Annotated in this window: 25 protein-coding genes; 2 read left to right on the forward strand and 23 right to left on the reverse strand. The window is 67.9% G+C overall.

Annotated features, from left to right (window positions below):
* Positions 1 to 51: 51 nt before the first annotated feature.
* From queC to aspS, 18 genes are all read right to left on the reverse strand, one after another.
* Positions 52 to 717 carry a 7-cyano-7-deazaguanine synthase QueC gene (gene queC / locus BLS66_RS02960; protein WP_049465521.1) on the reverse strand — a complete coding sequence of 222 codons (666 nt, stop codon included), beginning with the start codon at positions 715 to 717 and terminating at the stop codon, positions 52 to 54.
* Positions 718 to 794: 77 nt separating this feature from the next.
* Entirely contained in the window at positions 795 to 1496 is a 702-nt protein-coding gene (queE, locus tag BLS66_RS02965) for a 7-carboxy-7-deazaguanine synthase QueE (RefSeq protein ID WP_049465524.1), read from the reverse strand.
* Between the two features lie 109 nt (positions 1497 to 1605).
* Entirely contained in the window at positions 1606 to 2424 is an 819-nt protein-coding gene (gene ybgF / locus BLS66_RS02970; RefSeq protein ID WP_049465527.1) for a tol-pal system protein YbgF, read from the reverse strand.
* 3 nt (positions 2425 to 2427) lie between these two features.
* Positions 2428 to 2946 (reverse strand): peptidoglycan-associated lipoprotein Pal, encoded by a 519-nt coding sequence (pal, locus tag BLS66_RS02975; protein ID WP_049465529.1) that lies wholly within the window; start codon positions 2944 to 2946, stop codon positions 2428 to 2430.
* Positions 2947 to 3010: 64 nt separating this feature from the next.
* The gene (tolB, locus tag BLS66_RS02980) at positions 3011 to 4330 is read right to left on the reverse strand and encodes a Tol-Pal system beta propeller repeat protein TolB (RefSeq protein WP_074725037.1); all 1320 of its coding nucleotides are present in this window, start codon (positions 4328 to 4330) and stop codon (positions 3011 to 3013) included.
* A 282-nt stretch (positions 4331 to 4612) separates the two neighbouring features.
* A complete protein-coding gene (tolA, locus tag BLS66_RS02985) occupies positions 4613 to 5668 on the reverse strand; it encodes a cell envelope integrity protein TolA (RefSeq protein WP_053461156.1) in 1056 nt (351 codons plus the stop codon).
* Positions 5658 to 6086, reverse strand: a complete 429-nt coding sequence (tolR, locus tag BLS66_RS02990; RefSeq protein WP_005410751.1) for a protein TolR — start codon at positions 6084 to 6086, stop codon at positions 5658 to 5660. Before tolR ends, tolA begins: the two co-directional genes overlap by 11 nt.
* Before the next feature lie 24 nt (positions 6087 to 6110).
* On the reverse strand, positions 6111 to 6890 hold the full coding sequence (gene tolQ, locus BLS66_RS02995; protein WP_005410752.1) for a protein TolQ: 780 nt from the start codon (positions 6888 to 6890) through the stop codon (positions 6111 to 6113).
* 10 nt (positions 6891 to 6900) lie between these two features.
* Positions 6901 to 7332 (reverse strand): tol-pal system-associated acyl-CoA thioesterase, encoded by a 432-nt coding sequence (gene ybgC / locus BLS66_RS03000; RefSeq protein WP_049465537.1) that lies wholly within the window; start codon positions 7330 to 7332, stop codon positions 6901 to 6903.
* Positions 7322 to 8362: a Holliday junction branch migration DNA helicase RuvB gene (gene ruvB, locus BLS66_RS03005; RefSeq protein ID WP_049465540.1), complete on the reverse strand. Its 1041-nt coding sequence runs from the start codon at positions 8360 to 8362 to the stop codon at positions 7322 to 7324. Before ruvB ends, ybgC begins: the two co-directional genes overlap by 11 nt.
* Positions 8363 to 8488: 126 nt before the next feature.
* Positions 8489 to 10408 (reverse strand): potassium transporter Kup, encoded by a 1920-nt coding sequence (locus BLS66_RS03010; protein WP_049465542.1) that lies wholly within the window; start codon positions 10406 to 10408, stop codon positions 8489 to 8491.
* 49 nt (positions 10409 to 10457) lie between these two features.
* Positions 10458 to 11051: a Holliday junction branch migration protein RuvA gene (ruvA, locus tag BLS66_RS03015; protein ID WP_005418517.1), complete on the reverse strand. Its 594-nt coding sequence runs from the start codon at positions 11049 to 11051 to the stop codon at positions 10458 to 10460.
* A 13-nt stretch (positions 11052 to 11064) separates the two neighbouring features.
* A complete protein-coding gene (ruvC, locus tag BLS66_RS03020; protein WP_049465546.1) occupies positions 11065 to 11586 on the reverse strand; it encodes a crossover junction endodeoxyribonuclease RuvC in 522 nt (173 codons plus the stop codon).
* Positions 11587 to 11691: 105 nt separating this feature from the next.
* Positions 11692 to 12423, reverse strand: coding sequence for a YebC/PmpR family DNA-binding transcriptional regulator (locus tag BLS66_RS03025; RefSeq protein WP_074725038.1), 732 nt, complete (start codon positions 12421 to 12423; stop codon positions 11692 to 11694).
* A 177-nt stretch (positions 12424 to 12600) separates the two neighbouring features.
* The gene (locus BLS66_RS03030) at positions 12601 to 13233 is read right to left on the reverse strand and encodes an esterase/lipase family protein (RefSeq protein ID WP_074725039.1); all 633 of its coding nucleotides are present in this window, start codon (positions 13231 to 13233) and stop codon (positions 12601 to 12603) included.
* Positions 13234 to 13308: 75 nt separating this feature from the next.
* A complete protein-coding gene (locus tag BLS66_RS03035; protein ID WP_049465553.1) occupies positions 13309 to 13830 on the reverse strand; it encodes a GNAT family N-acetyltransferase in 522 nt (173 codons plus the stop codon).
* A 31-nt stretch (positions 13831 to 13861) separates the two neighbouring features.
* Positions 13862 to 14182, reverse strand: a complete 321-nt coding sequence (locus BLS66_RS03040) for a hypothetical protein (protein WP_049465555.1) — start codon at positions 14180 to 14182, stop codon at positions 13862 to 13864.
* 16 nt (positions 14183 to 14198) lie between these two features.
* The gene (gene aspS, locus BLS66_RS03045) at positions 14199 to 15950 is read right to left on the reverse strand and encodes an aspartate--tRNA ligase (protein WP_053505063.1); all 1752 of its coding nucleotides are present in this window, start codon (positions 15948 to 15950) and stop codon (positions 14199 to 14201) included.
* 158 nt (positions 15951 to 16108) lie between these two features.
* Between aspS and BLS66_RS03050 the strand changes: the two genes are divergently transcribed.
* Positions 16109 to 16846, forward strand: coding sequence for a DUF3011 domain-containing protein (locus BLS66_RS03050; protein ID WP_053461161.1), 738 nt, complete (start codon positions 16109 to 16111; stop codon positions 16844 to 16846).
* A 100-nt stretch (positions 16847 to 16946) separates the two neighbouring features.
* Here the strand turns inward: BLS66_RS03050 and BLS66_RS03055 are convergent, their stop codons facing one another.
* The 4 genes from BLS66_RS03055 to blaL2 form a co-directional block, all read right to left on the reverse strand.
* Positions 16947 to 17588: a hypothetical protein gene (locus BLS66_RS03055; RefSeq protein WP_064239061.1), complete on the reverse strand. Its 642-nt coding sequence runs from the start codon at positions 17586 to 17588 to the stop codon at positions 16947 to 16949.
* Between the two features lie 60 nt (positions 17589 to 17648).
* A complete protein-coding gene (locus BLS66_RS03060) occupies positions 17649 to 19205 on the reverse strand; it encodes an ArnT family glycosyltransferase (protein WP_074725040.1) in 1557 nt (518 codons plus the stop codon).
* 104 nt (positions 19206 to 19309) lie between these two features.
* Positions 19310 to 20539: a cation:proton antiporter gene (locus BLS66_RS03065; RefSeq protein ID WP_064239063.1), complete on the reverse strand. Its 1230-nt coding sequence runs from the start codon at positions 20537 to 20539 to the stop codon at positions 19310 to 19312.
* 84 nt (positions 20540 to 20623) lie between these two features.
* Positions 20624 to 21529: a L2 family extended-spectrum class A beta-lactamase gene (blaL2, locus tag BLS66_RS03070; RefSeq protein WP_074725041.1), complete on the reverse strand. Its 906-nt coding sequence runs from the start codon at positions 21527 to 21529 to the stop codon at positions 20624 to 20626.
* A gap of 175 nt (positions 21530 to 21704) precedes the next feature.
* Here blaL2 and ampR point away from each other — a divergent pair, with 175 nt between their 5' ends.
* Positions 21705 to 22571: a LysR family transcriptional regulator AmpR gene (gene ampR / locus BLS66_RS03075; RefSeq protein ID WP_049465574.1), complete on the forward strand. Its 867-nt coding sequence runs from the start codon at positions 21705 to 21707 to the stop codon at positions 22569 to 22571.
* Positions 22572 to 22730: 159 nt separating this feature from the next.
* Here ampR and BLS66_RS03080 read toward each other — a convergent pair whose 3' ends face one another.
* On the reverse strand, positions 22731 to 24596 hold the full coding sequence (locus BLS66_RS03080; RefSeq protein WP_032958937.1) for an ABC-F family ATP-binding cassette domain-containing protein: 1866 nt from the start codon (positions 24594 to 24596) through the stop codon (positions 22731 to 22733).
* Positions 24597 to 24639 lie beyond the last annotated feature (43 nt).

Genomic DNA, 24639 nt, shown 5'->3' on the forward strand with positions numbered 1-24639 from the left:
CGGTCCGCACCTACAGTGAAGCCGGCCAGCGGCCGGCTCTACCAGACGCGGTCAGGCGTACAGCGTGGGGTCGGGCACGCCGGCTTCGGCGAAGCCCTGCGCGCGCAGGCGGCAGGCGTCGCAGTGGCCGCAGGCGGCGCCGTTGGCGTCGGCGTTGTAGCAGGACACGGTCAGGCCGAAGTCCACGCCCAGGCGCACGCCTTCGCTGACGATCTGGCCCTTGCTGAGGAACTGCAGCGGCGCATGCACCTTGATGCCCGCCCCCTCCACGCCGGACTTGGTGGCCAGGTTGGCCAGTGCCTCGAACGCAGCCACGAACTCGGGGCGGCAGTCCGGGTAGCCGGAGTAGTCCACTGCGTTGACGCCGCAGAAGATGTCGTTGGCGCCGAGCACTTCGGCCCAGCCCAGGGCCAGCGACAGCATGATGGTGTTGCGCGCCGGCACGTAGGTGACCGGGATGCCGGCACCGCCGGCCTCGGGCACGTCGATGTCGTCGGTCAGCGCCGAGCCGCCAATGCTGCGCAGGTCCACGTCCACGGTCTTGTGCGCGACCACGCCCTGGGCCTTGGCCACGCGGGCGGCGGCGTCCAGTTCGGAGGTGTGGCGCTGGCCGTAGCGCACGCTCAGGGCGTGCACGGCGAAGCCCTGTTCCTGGGCCAGGGCGATGACGGCGGCTGAATCCATGCCGCCGGAGAGAAGCACGACTGCCTTCTTCATGGGAAATCTTCCGGTTGGGAGGGGAAAGCCAGCACGCTGTCCCGCGCCGGAGCTACATCAGGGAACGCTGCACCGGCTCATCGGCCGGGCTCGTCGTTCCACAGGATTTTATGCAACTGCATCTGGAAGCGCACCGGCAGCCGGTCTTCGACGATCCAGTCGGCCAACTGCCGTGCGGTGATCTCGCTCTTGCTGGGCGAGAAGAACACGGTGCAGCGCTTTACCAGATCGTGCTCGGCCAGCAGGGCCTTGGCCCAGTCGTAGTCTTCGCGGCTGCAGATGACGAACTTGATCTGGTCGCGCGCGGTCAGCAGCGGCAGGTTTTCCCAGCGGTTGCGCGCCACTTCGGCCGAGCCCGGGGTCTTGATGTCCACTACCCGCGACACGCGCGGGTCCACCGCGCTGACGTCCAGTGCGCCGGAGGTTTCCAGCGAGACGTCCATGCCGGCATCGCAGAGCTTCTGCAGCAGCACCAGGCAGCGCTTCTGCGCCAGCGGCTCGCCGCCGGTCACGCAGACGTGGCGCACGCCCTGGGCCAGCACCTCGGCCACGATATCGTCGATATCCCACCAGGTGCCGCCGTGGAAGGCATAGGCGGTGTCGCAGTACTGGCAGCGCAGCGGGCAGCCGGTCAGGCGCACGAACACGGTCGGCCAGCCGGCGGTATCGGCTTCGCCCTGCAGCGAGGTGAAGATCTCGGTGATCTTCAGGCGCGGCAGGGGCGATTGCACGATGTCGCTGGGCGTGGCGACGGCGTTGGACGGGGTAACGGCGGTCATGGCAGGCAATTCTTCAGGGGCGGGCGACCGGTGTATCGGCGCCGGAAACGAAAGCAGCCGAGCATGGGCTCGGCTCTACGGGGTGCGCAGTGTACGCCCGTCAGGCAGGTCAGCGGATCTGCTTGCCCAGCCGGATCGACTGCAGGCGGTCCTGCGCGGTGCGCGCGGCGTCCGAGCCGGGGTACTGCGCCACGACGGCTTCCAGCGTCTGCTGGGCCTGGTCGACCTTGCCCTCGCCGTATTGCGAGAGGCCAACCTTGAGCAGGCCGCCAGCGGCCTTGTCGTGGGTCGGATAGCGCGAGAGCAGTTCACGGAACTGGGCCTCCGCCATCGGGAAATTGCGGGTGGCGTAGTAGCTCTCGCCCAGCCAGTACAGCGCGTTCGGCGCATAGACGCCGTTCGGGTACAGCTGCAGGAAACTCAGGAACAGCTGCGCCGAATCATCGTACTTGCCGGCCTTCAGTGAATCGAAGGCGACGTTGTAGGAGGTGCGCTCGTCGCCGGTGGCGGCAAGGCTGCCCGCATCACCGTGGACGGAAGGCGGCCGCTCGGAAGTGGCCGCCGCTGCGGGTGTTGCCGGGGCCGGGGCGGCCTTCGGCGCGCTCGCCGGAACGGGCGGCAGGGCCGGGGCGGCATTGCCCCCTTCCAACCGGTTCAGGCGGCTGTCCAGATCCAGGTACTGATCCTGGGCGGACTGCTTGAGCTGGGCATTGTCGTGCTGCAACTGCTCGATCGAGGCCTGCAGGCTGGTGACCTGCTGCCGCAGCTGATTGATCTGGTTCAACAGGTCCTGGTTGGCACTGTTGTTGTACATCTGCTGCTCGAGCGCGCCGACACGGTCGGCCAGGCTCTGTCGCTGTGCGTGCGCCGGTGCGGCAGCCACGAGGGCTGCCGCAACGACCAGCATCAGTTTGATGCCGATGCGCATGGATTACTGCGCGGTGTAGACGATTTCGACGCGACGGTTCTGCGACCAGCAGGACTCGTTCGACTCGGTGCAGACCGGACGCTCTTCACCGTAGGACACGACGGTCAGCTGCGAAGCCGAGCCACCGTTGGCCTGCAGGGCCGAGCTGACGCCGTTGCCACGACGCTCACCCAGGGCCTGGTTGTACGCACGCGAACCGCGCTCGTCGGTGTGGCCCTGCAGGGTGATGCGCGAGGACGGACGGTCACGCAGGTACTTGGCGTGGCACGCCATGATGGCCTGGAATTCCGGCTTCACGTCTTCCTTGTCCAGGTCGAAGTAGACAACGCGCTGGCGCAGGCAAGCGTCGGTGTCCAGGTCGCCCGGGCCGTACAGGCCGGAGGTCGACGGGCCGGTCGGGGTGGTGGTCGAGGTGCCGGTGTCGACCGAAGCCGGCACTTCTTCCTTGACCTTCTTCGAGCAACCGGCCAGGACGGCCACAGACAGCAGGGAAACAAGCAGAACGCGGGTGGACTTGTTCATGGCGATACCTTTGTGGCTCCTAAGCCGATGAGGGGTTCAAGACAGCGAAAATATTAACACTCTTTTAGCGCTGGGTACGGTATGGGGACCATGCCGGTTCGCGCACATCTCCGTCAGCCAGAACCAACCGCTGGCGCACGCGCGCATCGGCGGAAACGGCATACAGCACACCACGGCCACCCTCGCGGGCGGCGTACAACACCATGCTTGCGTTGGGCGCAAAGCTCGGAGATTCATCCAGCGAACCCGGGGACAGCGTGCTCCAGCGGGGCGAGCCCAGCGAGCTGTCCATCATCGCGATCTTGTAGCTGTTGCCCGAGCCCTGGGCGACGGCGATCTTCTTGCCATCGTAGGACACCGAGGGCTTGGCATTGTAGTTGCCCTGGAAGGTCACGCGCTCGGCGCTGCCGCCACCGGCACCGACCTTGTAGACCTGCGGACGGCCGCCGCGGTCGGAGGTGAAGTAGACGGCGCTGCCATCCGGGGCCCAGGTCGGCTCGGTATCGATGGCGAAGTGGTTGGTCAGCTGGGTCAGCTGCTTGCTGCCCAGGTCCATCACGTAGATCTCCGGGTTGCCCGAGCGCGACAGGGTCAGGGCCAGCTTGCGGCCGTCCGGCGAGAATGCCGGGGCGCTGTTGATGCCACGGAAGCTGGTCACCAGCTCGCGTGCACCGGTGCCGATGTTCTGGATGTAGATCGCCGAATTGCCACGCTCGAAGCTGACGTAGGCCAGCTTGCTGCCATCCGGGCTCCACGACGGCGACAGCAGCGGCTCGGCCGAACGCACGATGGTCTGCGGGTTGTAGCCATCCGAGTCGGCCACCATCAGCGCATAGCGCATGGCGTAGCCCTTGCCGCTGGCGGTCACGTAGGCGATGCGGGTCCAGAAGGCGCCGCGGATGCCGGTGATCTTCTCGTAGATGGCGTCGGCCATCTGGTGGGCAACGTCGCGCATGGCATTGCCACGGGCGGTCATTGCCAGGCCGAGCAGGCGCTCGCCCTTGGGCACGTCGAACAGTTCGTACTCGACGCGGTAGGCGCCGGCACCGGCATCGAGCACGCGGCCGACCACGATGTAGTTCTGCTTCAGCGCGCGCCAGGTGGCGAACTGGATGTCGCCGCCGCGCACTGGCTTTTCGACGATCTGCGCTTCCGGCAGCGTGCGGAACTGGCCCGAGCGCTCCAGGTCGGCGCGGACCACGCCGGCGACGTCGGTCTGCGGAGCGGCCGACGAACCCTGGTAGGGCATCGGCACGATGGTGATCGGCAGGGCGGAGGCATTGCCGCCGATGATGTCGATATCCAGCCCCTTCTGCTGCGCGACGGCAGCAAAGGGCAGCAACAGGGCCGCAAACACGGCAAGCCAGCGAGGCATCTTTTTCATGGAGCGCTCAATAGGGGGAAACCGGAACGAGGGATAACAAAGCGGCGGTGAACCGCTTCGCAATCATGAACCAAGGGTACGTGAATTCCGGGTCAGTTCCAGCCCGTCCTCTCACACACCGTTAACGTCGTGGCTAACATCGCGCCGCCTGCCCCGGTCACCGCCCAGCGCTACGGTGCCCGACGACCGCCCACAGCCTGTCGGGTCAAGCCCCGGTCCGCCAGCGGCAATCGCGACATCAGTCGGCGCGGGCGGCCCGAGAGCCGCCCTGCCCTCCCCGTCTCAGCGATCCTGGGCGGTAAAGGTGAAGTTGAGCGTGCGTGCGAACACCGACTCGAAGCCGCGGTACGGCAACGGCTGCGCGTTGAGCACGGCGGCCTCGATCGAACGCTTGCCGGCCTCGTCGTAGGGGCAGTTCGGGCTGACCTTGGCCTGCATCACCGTGCCGCCCGGAATCTGGGTAATGGTGATCTGGCAACGCTGGCCCAGCGGCACCGTATCCGGGCGCACCCACTGCGACAGCACCTTGGCCTGGATCGCTGCGGCGTACTTGGCTGAAAGATCGTCGCTGCTGCCGCCACCACCGGCGGCCGGCTGGGACGCGCCGCTGGCACCGGCGGCCGCACTGCCGGCGGCATTGCGCGCGGCGGCGACCTGGCGCAGCTTCTGCTCGGCCAGCTTGGCTTCCTTCTCGGCCTGCTCGCGGCGGGCCCGGATCTCGGCGATCTTCTTCTGCTTCTCGGCCTCGGCCTTGTCGGCGGCCACGCGTTCCTGCTCGGCCTGCTTCTTCTTCTCGTCCGCTTCCTGCTGCTTGGCCAGGCGCAGCTTCTGCTCCGCTTCTTCCTGGCGCTTGCGCTCGGTCAGGTCGATCTGCTCCTGGCGGCGCTTGGCTTCCTGCTCCTGCTTGGCCTTCTCCTGCGAGATGGCCAGCGCGCTGACCGCTTCCTGGTCCTTGGTATCCGGCTGCGCGACGCGCTCCTGCGCCTGTTGCTGCTGCGGCGTGGGGGCGTCCTGCGGGCGCGGTTCGGGAATCGGCTGCGGCGGCGGGATGGTGTCTTCCGGCACCGGGATCGGCTCGGCGACCGGCGGCGGCAGGTCCTCCAGCTTCTCCGACTGGCGCAGCGCCTGGCGCGCGGCGGAGGCCTCGGACGCGGACAGCGCCAGGCTGGCCTCGACCGAAGGGTCACCGGCGGCGGCGTCGGTATTGCGCTGGGGCGACCACAGCCAGGCCACGATGAAGACCAGCGCGACCAGCAGGTGCACCAGCAACGCCAGCGCCAGGGGCAGGCCCCAGCCGGGTTCGCGCTGATGCGGGGGTGGCAGGGCGTCAGCGTGCATCGGTGGCCAGGCCTACCTTGTCTACCTTGGCGCGCTTGATCACGTCCATCGCGGCAATGACCTTCTCATAGGCCACGGCGCGGTCGGCGGCGACGATCACGCGCACGCCCTTGTCCTGGGCGGCGATGCCGGCCAGGCGGCCTTCCAGTTCCTCGGCCGACACGGCGGTCGGTTCCTTGGCGTCGGGCAGCTTCAGGCTGAGCTGGCCGTCCTGGCGCACCGAGACGATCACCGGGTCCTGCTTGCTCTCCAGCGCCTTGGCATTGGACTGCGGCAGGTCGACGTCGAAGCTCAGGGTGAGCAGCGGCGCGGTGACCATGAAGATGATCAGCAACACCAGCATGACGTCGATGTAGGGAACGACGTTGATTTCCGATTTCAGCTTGCGGCGCTTGCGGCGACCGATGGCAGCGGACATGGCTTGGACTCCCGGGTCAGGCGCTTACTCGTCGCCAGCGCTCTGGCGCTGCAGGATGGAGCTGAACTCTTCGGCGAAGGTCTCGAACCGCACCGACATGCGCTCGACGCGGGTGGTGAAGCGGTTGTACGCCCACACCGCCGGGATCGCCACGAACAGGCCGATGGCGGTGGCGAACAGGGCTTCGGAAATGCCCGGCGCGACGGCGGCGATGCCGGCCTGCGCACCGCTGCTGATCATGTCGTGCATGGTCACCATGATGCCGAACACGGTACCGACCAGGCCCACGTACGGCGCGGTGGAGCCGATGTTGGCCAGCAGCTCCAGGTTGCGCTCGAGCTGGTCCACTTCACGGGTATAGGTGGTGCGCATGGCGCGCTGGGCGCCTTCCAGCTGCGCGCGGCCATCCAGGCGGCGCTTGTCGCGCAGGCGGGTGTACTCGCGGAAGCCGGCTTCGAAGATGGCTTCCAGGCCGGTCACGCTGCGGCTGCGGTCGGTGGCCGCGCTGTACAGCTTGCCCAGGTCGGCACCGGACCAGAAGCGGTTCTCGAACTCGTCGGCTTCGCGGGTGGCCTGCTTGAACACGCGGGCCTTGCGGAAAATGATCACCCAGCTGACGAACGAGCCGACCAGCAGCAGCAGCACGATGATCTTCACCGGCAGGCTGGCCTTCGCCATCAGTTCGAGGTAGTTGATGCCGCCGCCGGTGGTGGCCTGGGCAAGGGTCTGTGTCGCGGCGTTGCTGACGTCGGCCGGCAGTGCCTCGGTGACCGTGGCCTGCAGGGCCAGGAGCGTTGCGATCATCCGTTGTTCCTCAGTGTTCGGATTCGGGGTGGAGGTGGGGTTGCAGCACGGCAAGGACGGCCTCGTCCATGCCACGCGGGCGGAAACTGGCCGCTTCCAGTGCGGCGATGCGGACCTGGGCCGACAGCAGCAGCTCGCCGTCGCGCAGGATCTGCTGATCGAAGACCATGCTGGCCTTCTTCAGCTGGACCAGGCGGGCAGTCACCTGCAGGGTGTCATCCAGCCGTGCCGGCCTGATGAAATCCATCTGCATCGAGCGCACCGCGAAGACCATCCCGTGCTCGGCGCGCATGCGCTCCTGGCCGTAGCCGAGCGCGCGCATCCATTCGGTCCGGGCCCGTTCCATGAAGGCCACGTAGCGGGCGTGGTAGACCACGCCACCCGCGTCGGTATCTTCCCAGTAAATGCGTGTCGGCCAACTGAATCGCGGCTCAACCGACATCGGGAACCTCCGCGAACAGGTCCTGCGGCGGATTCTTCGGCTTCAGGCCCATGTGCCGGTAAGCCTTGTGGGTGGCCATGCGGCCGCGCGCGGTACGCACCAGGAAGCCCTGCTGGATCAGGTACGGCTCGACCACGTCTTCCAGCGTGCCACGTTCCTCCGACAGCGCCGCGGCCAGCGATTCGATGCCGACCGGGCCGCCGTCGAAGTAGTCGACCAGGGTCTTGAGCAGGCGCCGGTCCAGCTCGTCGAAGCCCTCCGGGTCGACCTTCAGCATCTTCATCGCGGCCTGTGCCACCGCCTCGTCGATATGGCCGCCGGCCTTCACCTGGGCGTAGTCACGCACGCGGCGCAGCAGGCGATTGGCGATACGCGGGGTGCCGCGCGCGCGGCGCGCGATCTCGCCGGCGCCATCGGCGGTGCAGTCGATGCCGAGGATGGTGGCCGAGCGGCGCACGATCCGGGTCAGTTCTTCAACGCTGTAGAACTCCAGGCGCTGGACGATGCCGAAGCGGTCGCGCAGCGGTGCGGTCAGCAGGCCGGCGCGGGTGGTGGCCCCGATCAGGGTGAACGGGGGCAGGTCGATCTTGATCGAGCGGGCGGCAGGGCCCTCGCCGATCATGATGTCGATCTGGAAGTCTTCCATCGCCGGGTACAGCACTTCCTCGACCACCGGCGACAGGCGGTGGATCTCGTCCACGAACAGCACGTCGTGCGGCTGGAGGTTGGTCAGCAGCGCTGCGAGGTCGCCGGCCTTCTCGATCACCGGGCCGGAGGTCACCCGCAGGGCCACGCCCAGCTCGTTGGCGATGACGTGGCTGAGGGTGGTCTTGCCGAGGCCGGGCGGCCCGAAGATCAGCACGTGGTCGAGCGCGTCGCCGCGGGCCTTGGCCGCTTCGATGTAGATCTCCAGCTGCTCGCGCACCGGGGCCTGGCCAAGATAGTCGGCCAGGCGCTTGGGGCGGATGCTGGCGTCGGCGGCGTCATCCTCGCGGGTGGCGCCGGCGCCGATGATGCGGTCGTCGGTCATACCGTGATTATGCGGTAAATGGTTGCATTCCGGGGCCGGAAGCACGGTAGTGCCGGCCGCTGGCCGGCAACCCCATGAACACCAGTGGTGCGGCGGATGCCGGCCAGCGGCCGGCACTACCAGACCTCAGATCTCGACCTGGGCCCCGAGTTCCACCAGGCGGTTGCCCGGAATCCGGAAGAAGCCGGTGGCCGGGGCGGCGTTGCGATGCATCAGCGCGAACAGCTTGTCGCGCCAGATCGGCATGCCGCGGTTGGCGGTGGCCACGATGGTCTCGCGGCTGGCGAAGAAGGTGGTGTCCATCGGGTCGAAGTAGATGCCGCCGTGGTCACACGAACGCATCAGCGCCAGCGGCACGTCCGGGGTCTCCATGAAACCGAAGCGCACGTAGACCCGGTAGAACTCGTCGCCCACCGATTCGATCTTCAGCCGCTGCCCTTCCATCGCATAGGGGATCGGCAGGGTTTCCACGTGCAGGAACACGTTGCGCTCGTGCAGCACCTTGTTGTGCTTGAGGTTGTGCATCAGCGCATGCGGCGCCACGGTCGGGTCGGCGGTGAGGAACACCGCGGTGCCCGGCACGCGTACCGGCGGGGCCAGCATCAGGCCCGGCAGGAAGGTATCCAGGCGGATGCCGTCCTTGCGGATCTCGTCGCGCAGCAGCTCGCGGCCACGGCGCCAGGTGCGCATCATGGTGAACAGGAAGATGCCCAGCACCACCGGGAACCAGGCGCCCTGCAGCAGCTTGGCGCCGTTGGCGATGACGAAGCCGAGGTCGATGATGAAGAACACCACGCACAGCGGCAGCAGCCAGCCACGCGACTTCGGCCACAAGGTGCGCGCCACCACGGCCAGCAGCAGGGTGTCGATCAGCATCGTGGCCGACACCGAAATGCCGTACGCCACGGCCAGGTTGGACGAGCTGCGGAAGGCCAGCACCAGGCCGAATACCATCACCGCGATGCCCCAGTTGATGCCCGGGATGTAGATCTGGCCAATGGTGTCGTGCGAGGTGTGCTTGATGCGCATGCGCGGGATGTAGCCCAGCTGCATGGCCTGGCGCGAGACCGAGAATGCGCCGGTGATGACCGACTGCGACGCGATCACCGCCGCCATGGTGGCCAGGATGATCATCGGGTACAGCGCCCACGAGGGCACGGCCTCGAAGAACGGATTCTTCAGCGCCTCGGGGTGGTTGAGTACCAGCGCGCCCTGCCCCAGGTAGTTCAGCACCAGGCACGGCAGCACGAAGAAGTACCAGGCATGGCGGATCGGACGCAGGCCGAAGTGGCCCATGTCGGCGTACAACGCCTCACCGCCGGTCACCGCCAGCACCACCGCGCCAAGGATGAAGATGCCGTGCCAGCCATGCTCCATGAAGAAGCGGATGCCCCACCACGGATTGAACGCCTTCAGCACCTCCGGTGCGTCGACGATGTTGTAGATGCCGATCGCCGCCAGCGACAGGAACCAGATCGCCATGATCGGCCCGAACGCCTTGCCGATCTTCTCGGTGCCGAAGCGCTGCGCGGCGAACACCGCCAGCAGCACCACCAGGGTGACCGGCACGATGAAGACATGCAGGCCCGGCGCGGCCACCTCCAGGCCTTCCACCGCGCTGAGCACGGACATCGCCGGGGTGATCACGCCGTCGCCGAAAAACAGCGAGGCGCCGAAGATGCCCAGGATGCCCACCACGTACGCCGAGCGCGAGCCGTTGCGCAGCGTGCGCTGGGTCAGTGCCATCAGCGCCATGATGCCGCCTTCGCCGTCATTGTCGGCGCGCATGATGATGGTGACGTACTTCAGCGTCACCACCAGGTTCAGCGCCCAGAAGGCCAGCGACAGCACGCCCAGCACGGTGTCGTGGTCGCTGTTGAGCCCGTAATGCGGCGAGAACGCCTCCTTCAGGGTGTACAGCGGGCTGGTGCCGATATCGCCGAAGACCACGCCGATCGCACCGATGACCAGCGCCAGCCCTCCAGCGGAGGGAGCGTGGCCGTGGCCGCCGGGCGCGGCTGCGTGCGGGGTTTGACTGCTGGACATGGGACTCCTGGCGAAGCTCAGGCGGTTCGTTGAGGGAAAGGAAGGCCGTTCAGCGCAGCGCCGACTGCAGCGCCTTGCGGATCACGGTGGCCACTTCGTCGCCTTCATTGAAGGCATCGCGGGCCATGCGGGCCGCTTCGGCCGGCTTGTAGCCCAGCTGCTGCAGGGCCACGGTGGCATCGGACAGCGGATCGGCCGGCGCCGGGCCGCTGCCGGTGGGCAGCGCGCCGCCGGCACCGAACTGGGCGGCACGGTCACGCAGTTCCAGCACCATGCGCTCGGCAGTCTTCTTGCCGATACCCGGGATGCGGGTCAATGCGGTGATGTCGCCGGCCTGGACCATCCGCGCGAATTCCTCGACGCTGACGCCGGACAGCACGGCCAGCGCGATCTTCGCGCCGATGCCGCTGACCTTCTGCACGTCGCGGAACAGGCGCCGCTCGCCCTCGCGCAAGAAGCCGTACAGCGAGACGCTGTCCTCCTTCTGCGCGTAGTGGGTGTACAGGGTGACCTCGCGGCCGAGCTCGGGCAGGTCGTAGAAGGTGCTCATCGGCGCCTCCAGTTCGTAGCCCACTCCGTTCACGTCCACCACCAGCCACGGCGGCGCCTTGTAGGCGACGATGCCGCGCAGTCGACCGATCATTGCGTGCAGCTCCTCATTTGCGGCCCCACGCCTGGCGGGCACTGAGCCCCAGGCGGTTTGCCGTTGCCCTTACGTGGGCATGGGTGATCGCCACCGCCAACGCGTCGGCCGCGTCGGCCTGCAGCTTGGTTTTCAGGTTGAGCATGAGCCCGACCATGTGTTGAACCTGTTGCTTTTCGGCGCCACCACGGCCCACCACGGCGAGCTTGATCTCGCTGGCAGCGTATTCGTGCACCGGCAGGTCGCGCAGCACCACCGCCGAGATCGCCGCGCCGCGGGCCTGGCCCAGCTTCAACGCCGAATCGGGATTGCGGGCCATGAACACCTTTTCGATGGCCACTTCGTGCGGCTGGTACTCGCGGCACAGGTCGGCCAGGCCCAGCACCAGCAGTTTCATGCGCTGCGGGAAGTCGTCGGCACCCAGCAGCACCAGCGGCTGGTGGTGCACGTAACTGACGCGGCCGGCAGCATCGACATCGATGATGCCGACCCCGGTCCGCTGCGAACCGGGATCGATGCCGAGGATGCGGGTCATGCCGCGCTCCTGGCGGGGCGGAACGGAGTGCGCTGGCAGGCGTATGGGCTCATGACTGTCCGCGGTGACCGTTCAACGGCCCGCGCCCAGGCCGTCGGGGACGGCTCAGGCGTAGGCGTCGGCGCCGAGTTCGGCGTTGGAATACACGTTCTGCACGTCGTCCAGGTCTTCGAGCATGTCCAGCAGCTTCTTGACCTGCAGGGCGACCTCGCCCTCGACCTTGATGTCGTTGTCGGCGCGGAAGGTGATCTCGGCGTGGTCGGCGACATGCCCGGCAGCGGCCATCGCGTCCTTGACCGCGTTGAACGCGTCAGGGCTGGTGACCACGTCGATCGAACCGTCGTCGGGATAGACCACGATGTCGTCGGCGCCGGCCTCTATGGCCGCTTCGGTGATCATTTCCTCGTCGGCGCCGGGGGCGAAGCTGAGCACGCCCAGGCGCTTGAACATGAAGGCTACCGAGCCTTCGGTGCCCATGTTGCCGCCGCACTTGCTGAACGCATGGCGGACGTCGGCCACGGTGCGCACGCGGTTGTCGGTCAGGCAGTCGACGATCACGGCCACGCCACCCGGGGCATAGCCCTCGTAGCGGATTTCCTCGTAATCGACGCCTTCCAGTTCACCGGTGGCCTTCTTGATGGCGCGCTCGATCACGTCCTTGGACATGTTCACGGCCAGGCCCTTGTCCACCGCCACGCGCAGGCGCGGGTTGTTGTTGGGGTCGCCTCCACCGCCGCGCGCGGCAACGCCGATCTCGCGGATGATCTTGGTGAAAATCTTGCCGCGCTTCGCGTCGGACGCGTTCTTGCGGGCTTCGATGGAGGGGCCTCTACCCATGGGTGCTACCGTTTGGCTGCTTCAGGATCAAGGCGCGGATTCTACCTGATCGGGGGCGGCAACCGTGTCTAGGCCCCCTATTGTTGTAGCGCCGAGCCAATGCTCGGCTCAATCGGCCCGACGGAATGCCGCCGAGCATGGGCTCGGCGCTGCAAGGCGGCCCTGCGTTCCCTGCCGCTAGGCCGCCGCCGCGTCGCGGCTGTGGTCGAAGTGGCCGTGGCGCAGGAAATGCGCGGTCTGCCGCGCGGCATCAGGCGACACCACCAGGCCGCTGTGGCTGGTGCGGACCACGCAATGGTCGGCCAGGCCCGGCAGCCGCGTCTCGGCCAGTGCCACGGTGCCGTCGGACGCATCGTCGATCGCGCCCAGCAGGCTGCCCAGCCCATGCGGCACCGATCCGGCGATCAGCCCGACTTCGGCATCGCCCTGCCAGTCCGGCAGGCCATCAAGCAACAATTCGCTGCTGCGCCCCAGTGCCAGGCCCCAGCCGTGCTCGGACAACGAGCGCGCGGTCCCACTGCCGCGCAGCGGCGAACCGAGGCAGACCACGCGCTGCACCGGCAGTTCCGGGTTGCGCCGCAGCGCCTCCAGCGCCAGCAGTCCGCCCAGGCTGTGGCCGACCAGCGACAACGGGCCGGCGTCGGCCAGCCGCTCCAGCAGCTGCGGCACGGCCACGTCGGGGCCGCCGAACACCGAGGAGTAGCCGAACGCATGCACCTGGAAGCCGCGCGCGCGCAGGCGCCAGGCCAGCGGCCCGACCCAGGCGCGGGCATTCCAGATGCCATGCAGCAGCAGTACGGGGGGAGTCATGCAAACAGCCTGGCGGTCAGCGGGGCAGGAACGTGGGGTGATTGAACACGCGCGCGCAGCAAGCCGCGGTGAACGTCAGGACGCGCGCGGTGCGCGGCGCAGGATGAATTCCAGATCGTTGGTATCGCCAACCGGGAACAGGTACTCGCCGGCCTTCTCGAAACCGTAGCGTGCATAGAAGCGCTGCGCGCCGAAGTTCTCCGACCATACCCCCAGCCAGAGCGTGCGCGGGCCTTCGTGCTCCAGCCAGGCCAGTGCGGTTTCCAGCAGGCGGCTGCCCCAGCCGCAGCTCTGCTGGGTCTTGATCAGGTACAGGCGCTTGAGTTCGCCGTCACCGGGTTTCACCTCCGGATGCGGCAGGCCGCAGGGGCCGGCGGCGGCATGGCCGACCGCCTCCCCGTCCAGTTCCAGCAGCCACACCGCGTAATCGGGGTGGGCCAGGATCACGCGCTGGCGCTCGACCGAGTAGGCCTCTTCGAGGAAGGCCTGCAGGTCCTGCGGCGGGTACAGATGGCCGAAGGTTTCGGTGAACGTGCGGGCGGCCAGCGCCGACAGGGTCGGCGCGTCGTCCACGGTGGCGCGGCGGATCGAATACATGCAGGAAGTTGACGCCAGGGCGAAGCGCCGGTCAAGCCTTTTCAGGCGATTCCGCTTCTTCGTCTTCGTCCTCGTCCTCTTCCTCGTATTCCTCTTCGTCCTCTTCTTCCTCGCCGTCCTCGTCCTCGTCGTACTCTTCCTCTTCGTCGTCCTCGTAATCCTCGACGCCGAAGTCCTCACCGTCCCAACGGCCTTCGCCGTCGGCGACGAAGGTCAGCGCCATCGCCGCCGGGTTGGTACCGACACGGACCAGCCAACCACCGAACACGCGTGCGCGCTCGGTGACCAGGGTGGCCTCGGAGCCTTCATTGCCCAGCTTTTCCCACTCCAGCGAAAACGCAAATTCGGTCATTGCCTGGATCTCCTGATCAGTTGGTCTTGGGGCGAACCTGGATGTGCACTTCGGCCAGCTGCGCGTCGACGATCGGCGACGGCGCGTCGGTCATCAGATCCTGTGCACCGGTGGTCTTCGGGAACGGGATGACGTCGCGGATCGACTCCGTGCCGGCCATCAGGGCGGCGATGCGGTCGATGCCGAAGGCGATGCCACCGTGCGGCGGCGCGCCGTAGTTCAGCGCGTCGAGCAGGAAGCCGAACTTGGCGCGGGCCTCTTCGGCACCGATGCCCAGCAGTTCGAAGACCGCACTCTGCATGTCCGGACGGTGGATACGGATCGAACCGCCGCCGATTTCATTGCCGTTGAGCACCATGTCGTAACCGCGCGAGACGGCGGTACGGGCATTGGCGCGCAGGTCGGCGATGTCGTCCACGGCCGGTGCGGTGAAGGGGTGATGCAGGGCGACGTAGCGCTGTTCTTCCTCGTCCCACTCGAACATCGGGAAGTCGGTGACCCACAGCGGCGCCCAGCCGTCGGCGACCAGGCCGAAGTCCTTGCCGGCCTTCAGGCGGAGCGCGCCCATGAAGTCGGAGACCTTGTTGTAGCCACCGGCACCGAAGAACACGATGTCGCCGTTGCCGGCACCGACATGGGCCACCAGCGCGGCGAAGCGCTCTTCGCTGAAGAACTTCTGGATCGGCGAGCTGACTTCGCCGTTGTCGGCGATCTTGATGTAGGCCAGGCCCTTGGCGCCGTACTTGGCGGCATGCGCGGCGTACTCGTCGATCTGCTTGCGGCTCAGCGACGCGCCGCCCGGGATGCGCAGCGCGGCGACGCGGCCTTCGGCATCGTTGGCCGGACCGGTGAACACCGGGAACTCGCTGTCCTTGACCAGTTCAGCCACATCGACCAGTTCCAGCGCGATGCGCAGGTCCGGCTTGTCCGAACCATAGCGACGCATCGCCTCGGCCCAGGTCATGCGCGGGAAGCTGGCATCCAGCTCGACATCGACCACCTCCTTGAAGATGGCGCGGATCATGTCCTCGACGAAGTCCTGCACGTCGCGCTCGCGGACGAAGGCGAACTCCATGTCCAGCTGGGTGAATTCCAGCTGGCGGTCGGCGCGCAGCGCTTCGTCGCGGAAGCAGCGCGCGATCTGGTAGTAGCGGTCGAACCCGGCCACCATCAGGATCTGCTTGAACAGCTGCGGGCTCTGCGGCAGGGCGTAGAACTCACCCGGGTGCATGCGCGCCGGCACCAGGAAGTCGCGTGCGCCTTCCGGGGTGGCCTTGGTCAGGATCGGGGTCTCGATGTCCTGGAAGCCCTTTTCGTCCAGGTGGCGGCGCAGGGCCTGCACCAGCTTGATGCGGGTGCGCTGCATGCGCTGCATTTCCGGGCGACGCAGGTCCAGGTAGCGGTACTTCAGGCGGGTTTCCTCGCCCGGGTTCTCGTGGGCGTGGAACGGCAGCGGCGCGGCCTTGTTCAACACGGTGATGGCCGTGGCGATCACTTCCACCTTGCCGGTGCGCATCTTGTCGTTCACCGCATGGCGGGCGCGCACGACGCCTTCCACCTGCAGTACGTCCTCGTAGCCCAGCGACGCGGCCACGGCGAACACTTCGGCGTTGTCGGCCTCCACGGTCACCTGCACGATGCCTTCATGATCCCGGAGATCGATGAAGCAGACGCCGCCCTGGTTACGGGCCACGTCGGTCCAGCCGGCGAGGGTGACAGTCTGGCCAATCAGGGTCTCGTCGACCAGGCCGCAGAAGTGGGTACGCATGGGGGGAAGCTCCGCTGGAGAACGCCGGCACCGGATGGGGGCCGGAAAGCCTCGTATTCTGCGGCCGAGGCCCCGGCCGGGGCAAATCCGGGCAGTCACACCGGCTTGATCGCCCCGGTCCCTATAGTCGGGCACCTGCCACCGTATGGGATGCCGCCATGAAATCGTTGTCCCTGGCCAGCCTGGCCATGACCCTGAGCACGCTGGCCGTGCTCGCCCTGCCCTCTGCTCCGGCCGCTGCGCAGGACGGGGTGATCCGCTGCGAAAGCCAGAACAATCGTGAACGTGTCTGCAGCACCGGCTGGCGCAATGCGCAGCTGGTCCGCCAGCTGTCCGGCAGCGCCTGCGACGAGGGCCGCACCTGGGGCAGCCGCAATGGCAGCATCTGGGTCAGCAATGGCTGCCGCGCCGAGTTCGTTGAAGCCCGCGGCGGCTGGGGCGGCGGCAATGGCGGTGGCTGGGGCGGCAACAACGGCCGTCCCGGCGAAACCATCCGCTGCGAGAGCCAGAGCAACCGTGAGCGCAGCTGCCCGGTCGGCTGGCGCAACGCCCGCCTGGTCCGCCAGCTGTCCGGCAGCCCCTGCGACGAAGGCCGCACCTGGGGCGTGCGCAACGGCGCGGTCTGGGTCAGCAACGGCTGCCGCGCCGAGTTCGCCGAGGCCCGCGGCTGGGGCGGCGGCGGCGGTGGCTGGGGCGGCGGCAACAGCAATTATTCGATCACCTGCAGCAGCAACAACAACCGCACGCAGAACTGCGACTGGGATGAGCGGCAGGGCCGGCCGGTGCTGCAGCAGCAGCTGTCCGGCAGTGCCTGCCAGGAAGGCCGCAGCTGGGGCTATTCGCGCGGCCAGGTGTGGGTGAGCAACGGCTGCCGGGCGCGCTTCGGCGCGCGCTGAGCCCCGCGGTCGGATCCCTGGCCGACGGCCAGGGCGCTGCCCCCCGGTCAGGTATCCCGCATCCACGCATGGCGTGGATCCACTGGGGATCTTTCCGGGGTCAGGGTGCGGGTGCCTTGTCGTCACCCCACGGTGGCGGCGGCAGGTCGACCGGCCTGCTCAGGTCGAACTTCACGCGGAAGCGCCGGCCTTCCGGTCGCGTCAGTTCGTAGACGAAGGTCTGGTCCGGATCGATTTCCATCGCCCAGGTGTTGAAGGTGGAGGCCCGCATGTCGGCACGACGGAACATCGCCACGGAATCGGTGTCGGCCGGGAACTGCTGCCGCTCGGCGGTGCCCGGCGGCGTGCTGTCGCCGCCATAGAGGGTGATCGCATCGGCGCTGCCATCCGGGTGGCGATGATCGTGCTTCAGCCGCAGGCCATTTTCGGTACGGGTCAGCACCCACGTGCGCGAATGGTCATCACCGACATGGAAGGGGATCCGCAGCTCATGGGCCGGGTCGGCACAGCCGCGCACATGCATGACCAGGCGCTGGCCGGCGAACGGGTCCTTGCCGGTGGGTGCCGGCGTGTCCTCCACCACCCGGCCCTCGAAGGCCTGGCCGCAATGCGCGGCGATGGCCGCCATGAAGGCATCGGCCGGTGCGGTCGCCAGATCATGGGCGACCGAATCGGAACGCTGCGAGCAGGCAGCAAGGGTGAGCAGGAGGGCGGAAGCAGCAGCAACGGCAGGCAGTTTCATGCCCCCAACCCTAACGACCCGGGCCGGTGCGCGCAAACCCTGCGCACCGGCCACGTCACCTCATCGGTGCAGCCAGACCTCGCAGCCGCCGATCTCCTGCTTCTGGCCACCGGCGGCATAGCGGCGGATGATCTCCGCCTGCCACTGCACGCGTCCGGGGCTGCTTCCCACCTGGCTGGGGCAGTTGACCAGTGCGGCCAGCGGCAGCCCACCCAGCGCGGCGTCGTCGGCGGCCAGCGACGCGAGCACCTCGTCCGACGCCCAGTCTGGAATCATCACCGCGCGGCGGCCGGAGAAGTACGGCAGTTCGGAGGACCAGTCCTGCCCGAACGCGACCACCACGCCCTGCGCCGTCGTGCCGGTACGGATGGCCTCGGCAATCTGCGAAACCGCTGTCGGCTCGCGCGCTTCCCTGATGTCCTTCAGCGACTTCACCAGGCCGAAGCCCACCGACAGCACGCACAGGACGATCGCCAGCGCGACGCCGCGGCGCGGCTTGCCCGCCGCTTCGGCCGCCAGCACCGTCGACCACAGCACCAGGCCGATGATCGAGGTGGCGAACACGATGTTGGCCGCCTGGTAGTAGGGATGGGCGATGTGCAGGTTGGTGAAGACCAGGAACGGCGCCAGGTAGGCCAGCAGCAGGATCCCCACCGCTGCGCGCGTGCGCTTCTGCCACAGCCCGGCGATGACGAAGATGAGGAAGATCCAGTTGGAGCCGATCGCACCGGAGAAGCGCTTCTTGAACACCGTGCCCCACCAGGTGGCCGGATCCAGGCGCTGCTGCAGGGTGCCGTAGTTCCAGGTGGACAACGCATCGGAGGTGATCTGCCGGCCCAGCGCCGACTGCGCCTTCAGCGCGTCGGCATGCTGCAGCCACAGGGTGAGCGTGGCCAGCACGGCAAGTGCGGACAGGCCACCCCAGAACAGCAGGCGCCAATGCTGCCGCAGCCACTGCGGGCGCCAGCCATGTTCACGCAGCACCAGCCACAGGAAGGCCAGCGCAACGAACGCGGCAAAGCCGAAGAACGAGGTGACCTTGATGGCCGCCGACAGGACCGCGGCGACGATGGCGACCAGGCCCACCCACGCGCGCGGCTGGCTGCGCAGGCGCGCCATCGCCCAGACAAAGAGCAGGCCGAAGAACACGGCGCAGGACTCCATCATCACCGAGCGCCCCCAGAACTGCGCGTACGGCGAGACGGCAAACGCGCCGGCCACACACAGCGCCAGCGTGCGGTCGGGGCGCCACGCCAGCAGCGTGCGGTAGACCAGCCACACGCAGCCGACATGGAAGAGCGCAGACACCAGGCGCCCGCTGTTGTCGGCGCTCATGCCGGTGAGGCTGGACAGCAACGCCGCCAACCACTGGTAGAACGGGAATTCGAAGGGAATCGACCAGGGCGCGCCCAGCACCGGGGTCACGTAGTCCAGCCAGGGGCCGCCGCGCAGCAACCAGTCGATCGACAGTGCAGTCTGCGTCTGCCGGAAACCGGAGGCATCGACCGGGGGCATCGACCAGCTGCAGGCCAGCAGGATCAGCAGCGCGGCCGCCGAAAACCACAACAGGATCTTGCCCGGCAACAGGCTGCGGTCTGGGTTGCTTTCCTGGGTCACGCCTGTTGCTCCTGACAGTGGCCGCCCACGGCAGGGCGCGCTTCACGGGCGCGCAGTGTCTGCGTTGGCGCACCGGAGTGCAAGCCGCTGCACGCGGCTGCGGCTCAGCCCGGCGGTGGCAGTGGTGCCTTCAGCGGCTCGGCATGGCCGCCGTCGGTGGCCGCGACCGGTGCGATTTCGCCCTCGCCCGCAGGTTCCTGCTCGACCGGATCGACGTCGAACGGCGTGCGGAACACCAGCGACGGCAACAGCGTGGTCAGTGCGGCGTACAGCAGCAGCGCGCCGAACAGCACCGCCGGAATCTGGAAGCGCTCGCGCATGATCGCCGCCAGCACCAGGGTGAAGATCAGGGTCGGTGCCAGCGCCAGCGAGACGCGCAGGCTGCTGCGGAAGCTCTCGCCGAACATCACCCGGCGCTGCAGCCACACCACGCCGATGCGCAGCGGCAGTACCACCAGGGTGATCACGATGCCCAGCCCCAGCGCCTCGAAACTGAGCGCTTCGCTGGGCACCTTGGTGCCAGCGTTGAAGAAGTAGAACGGCACGAAGAACGAGGCAAACAGGCGCAGCGCATGCAGGTTTTCGTGCGAGGCCAGCAGCGGCATGCGCTGGTGCAGCAGGCGCGCGACCAGGCCGGCGATGAAGGCGCCTACCAGGTAGTACACGCCCAGCAGGTAGGTGATGTAGGCGGCCACCATGCCCACCATCACCAGCAGCGAGAACTCCGAGCCCGGCGCGTGCGGCGCCACCCAGCGGCCCAGCGCGATGAACAGCAGCGGCAGGCCCACCATCATCGCCAGCAGGGCCAGGCTGGACAGCGCCATGTGGCCCGGGTCGCCGGCCTGCAGCACGATGAACAATGCCGCCAGCGCCAGCAGTTCGCCGGCGATGGCCTTGCTGGTGACCCAGAACCGCTCGTCTTCGCTCAGGCCCAGCCGCGACAGCGAGTCCATGATGAAGCCGGTGGACGGTGTCAGCAGTGCCAGCGCCAGCAGTCCGGCCGCCTGCCACGGCAGGCCCGCGTAGCGCCAGGCCAACCAGCCGACCCCGAACAGCGTGGCACTGCGGATCACCAGATGCGCCAGCAACGGCCACATGCCGCGCCGCAGCGCCTGCAGATCCACCTCCAGGCCTGCGAACAGGAACAGCGAGGAAATCCCCAGCGTGGCCAGCAGGCCGATCACCGCGTCATGCGCCTGGTCGCCCAGCCACAGCATGCCGATGATGCCGAACAGCAGGCAGGTCAGCGGTGCGGGCAGGCTGAAGCGCTGCAGCGCGCGCGGGATCACCAGCAGCGCGAAGATCAGCAGCAGGTAGATCAACTCATGGCTCATCGGGGTCTTCCGTGGGGTTCGAACGCGCGCAGGATGCGCGTGCCCGACCGATCCGGCAAGCCATTTCGAATGACCCCGGTTACCTCATCCAATCATTGCATCGGCCAGCGCGCCCACCCGTGCAAGCACCGCTGCGCGCTGGTCGTCATCGACCGACGCGCCCTGCAGATAGGCGGTGACCACCCACGCCGCGCCGCCCGCATGCGGCCACAGCACGGCGATGTCGTTGCGCGTGTCATCACCGTTGCTGCCGGTCTTGTCCCCCACCCGCCAGCGCGTGCCCAGCCCGGCGCGCAGGCAGGCATCGCCGGTCTGGTTGTCGATGAGCCAATCGGCGAACTGCTGGCGCGATGCAGGCTGCAGGCCATTGCCCACCGCGAAGCGGGCCAGGCTGGTGGCCATCGCGGCCGGGCTGGTGGTATCGCGCGGGTCTCCCTTCACGAACAGATTCACGTCCGGCTCGTTGCGGTCATTGCGGGTAATGCTGTCGCCCTGCCCGCGCAGGAATGCCGTCAGCGCCGACGGCCCGCCCACCACCTCCAGCAGCAGGTTGGCCGCCGTGTTGTCGCTGGTGGTCAGCGTGCCCCGGCACAGGTCGCGGACAGTCAGGTCCTTGCCCACATGGCGGCGCGCCACCGGGGCGTAGGACAGCAGATCCTTCGCGGCGATGGGCACACGGGTGTCGAGCGAAACGCGGCCTGCATCGGCAAGGCTCAGCACATGGGCAACCAGCAGCGACTTGAACGTGCTGCACATCGGGAAGCGCTCATCCTGCCGATGCCCGCCGATGCGACGGCCGTTACCGGTATTCAGCACGGTGACGCCCAGGCGGCCACCGCTGGCTTTCTCCAGCGCGGCGAAATCGGCGGCGCCGGCAATGGCGGCGGGTATGCCGGACGCTGGGGAAACAGCTCGCGCCAGCGCCGGGGCAAGCAGCGAGGAAGCAACGGCAGCACCACTGAACTGCAGGAATCGGCGACGGGCGAGCATAGGGGTTCTCCTGGTGACCGCTCGATTATTGGCGCCTCCCCTGCGACCGACCAGCGCGAAAAATCAGGGCAACCCATAAGTTGAATTCATGCCTGGCGCGATCAACTGTTTGAGATTTACGAAATTCCTCATTGAACGGGTAGGATCAGCCATCACCCTGGCTCACGGCTCTCCGATGCTGCACCCCACCCTGCCACTGAACGCGCTGCGTGCGTTCGAGGCGGCCGCCCGCCACCAGAACTTCACCCGAGCCGCGCTGGAGCTGTGCGTCAGCCAGGCCGCACTGAGCCACCAGATCCGGGGCCTGGAAGACCGGCTCGGCATCCGCCTGTTCCATCGCCTGCCGCGCGGCGTGGCGCTGACCGACGAGGGCGCGGCGCTGTATCCGGTGCTCAACGAATCGTTTGAACGCATCTCCGCCAGCATTGCGCGCTACACCGGCGGGCCGGCCCGGGAAGTACTCACGCTGGGCGTGGTCGGTACCTTTGCCACCGGCTGGCTGCTGCCACGGCTGGCCGCGTTCGAGGCGGCGCACCCGGACATCGAGCTGCGCCTGCAGACCCACAACAACCGCATCGACCTGGCCGGCGAAGGGCTGGACCTGGCGATCCGCTTCGGTGATGGCGACTGGCAGGGACAGGCCTGCACGGCGATCCTGGATGCCCCGTTCGCGCCGCTGTGCGCACCGGCATTGGCGCGGCGGCTGAAGCAGCCGCGCGACCTGGCCACACTGCCGTTGTTGCGCTCCTACCGCAGCGACGAATGGCCACGCTGGCTGCAGGCGGCCGGCGTCAGCGGTGTGGAAGCGCGCGGGCCGGTGTTCGATTCCTCGCTGACCGTGGCGATGGCCGCCGCAGGGGGAGCCGGCGTGGCGCTGCTGCCCCTGCGCATGTTCGAGCAGGAACTGGCCGAAGGCCGCCTGCTGCAGCCGTTCGGCACCACGCTGGAGCTGGGCCGCTATTGGCTGACGCGATTGCGTTCGCGCGCCGAACGCGAGCCGGCCAAGCGCTTCCGCGAGTGGCTGCAGGCGCAGGGCGCGTAGGTAGTGCCGGCCGCTGGCCGGCAACCCCTGGATCCTTGTGAGCGCATCGCGCTGCCGGCCAGCGGCCGGCACTACCGATCAGAAAGAAACGGGGACGGAGGGGATTAAGTCGTTTGTGGCACAAACGACTTAATCCCCTCCGTCCCCTTTTTTGCGTGCTCAGGACTCCAGCAGCTCCATCCACGCTGCCTCAGCTTTTTCCAGCTGCGCCGCGGTGGTTTCGCGGTCACGTCCGATCACCGCCATGCGGGTCGCATCGGCGTAGTTGGCCGGATCGGCCAGCTGGCGGTCGAGCTCGGCCAGCGCGCTCTCCAGTTCGGCCACCTTGGCCTCGGCAGCCGCCAGCTTGTGTGGGTTCACCGGCTTCTTCTGCACCACCTGCGCCACCGGTGCGGTCTTGACCACCACCGGCTCTTCCACCTGCTCCATGCGCGCCTTGGTGCCCTGCGCCTGCGGGCGGGTGCGCAGCCACGCGGCGTACGCGTCCAGGTCGCCATCGAACGGTTCGACCACACCATCGGCCACGCGCCAATAGGTATCGCAGACCAGGCCGATCAGGTGGCGGTCATGCGAGACCATCACGATCGCGCCTTCGAAGGTGGCCAGCGCTTCGGCCAGTGCTTCGCGCATTTCCAGGTCAAGGTGGTTGGTCGGTTCGTCCAGCAGCAGCACGTTCGGCTGCTGCCAGGCGATCAGCGCCAGCGCCAGGCGCGCGCGCTCGCCACCGGAGAAACCATCAACCGGCTCGAATGCACGATCGCCCGGGAAGTTCCACTTGCCGAGGAAATCGCGGAAGGACTGGTTCGGTGCGTCCGGGGCGATCTCGCGGAAGTGCTCCATCGGCGATTGGCCTTCGTGCAGCGATTCCACGGTGTGCTGGGCGAAGTAGCCGATCTTCAGGTCCGGGTGCGCCATGCGCTCGCCGACGATCGGTGCGAGTTCGCCCACCAGGGTCTTCACCAGGGTGGTCTTGCCCGCACCGTTCGGCCCGAGCAGGCCGATGCGCTGTCCCGCTTCCAGGCCGAAGCCGACGTTGTGCAGGATCACCGCGTCCTTGCCGTAACCGGCCTCGACGTGGTTCAGGCGGATCAGCGAGAACGGCAGCTTGGCCGGCGGCGCGAACTCGATGCGGAACTCGCGCTCGGCGCGCACCGCTTCGGTGCCGGCCAGCTTGGCCAGGCGCTTCATGCGGCTCTGCGCCTGCGCGGCCTTGCTGGCCTGCGCCTTGAAGCGGTCGATGAAGCTCTGCAGGTGGGCGCGCTCGGCCTGTTCCTTCTCGTGCGCGATCTGCTGCTGGCGCAGCTGTTCGGCGCGCTGGCGCTCGAAATCAGTGTAGCCGCCCGGGTAGAGCTTGGCGCCGCCGCCGTGCAGGTGCAGGGTGTGGGTGGCCACGTTGTCGAGGAACTCGCGGTCATGCGAGATCAGCAGCAGGGTGCCCGGGTACTTCAGCAGCCACTGTTCCAGCCAGTACACCGCGTCCAGATCCAGGTGGTTGGTCGGTTCGTCGAGCAGCAGCAGGTCGCTGGGCATCATCAGCGCGCGGGCCAGGTTCAGGCGCACGCGCCAGCCGCCGGAGAACGAGGACACCGCGCGGTGGTGCGTCTCGGCAGGGAAGCCGAGGCCGTGCAGCAGCTTGCCGGCACGCGCTTCGGCGTCGTAGGCCCCCATCTCGGCCATCTTGGTGTGCGCGTTGGCCACCGCCTCCCAGTCTTCGCGGGCGGTCGCCTCGGCCTCTTCGGCCAGCACCGCGGCCACCTCGGTATCGCCGCCCAGCACGAAGCTCAGCGCCGGATCCGGCAGCGACGGGGTTTCCTGGGCCACGCTGGCGATGCGCACCTTGCCGGGCAGGTCGACGTCACCCTTGTCGGCCTCCAGCTCGCCCTTCACCGCCGCGAACAGGCTGGACTTGCCAGCACCGTTGCGGCCGACCACACCTACCCGGTAACCGGCGTGCAGGGTCAGGTCGACATTGGACAACAGCAGCCGCTCGCCGCGGCGCAAGGCGAAATTACGAAGGGAGATCATCGGGGGAGGGGTCCATATAACCGAATGGAATGTGCTGGTGAGC

This window comes from Stenotrophomonas pavanii, from assembly GCF_900101175.1.
GTDB lineage: Bacteria > Pseudomonadota > Gammaproteobacteria > Xanthomonadales > Xanthomonadaceae > Stenotrophomonas > Stenotrophomonas pavanii.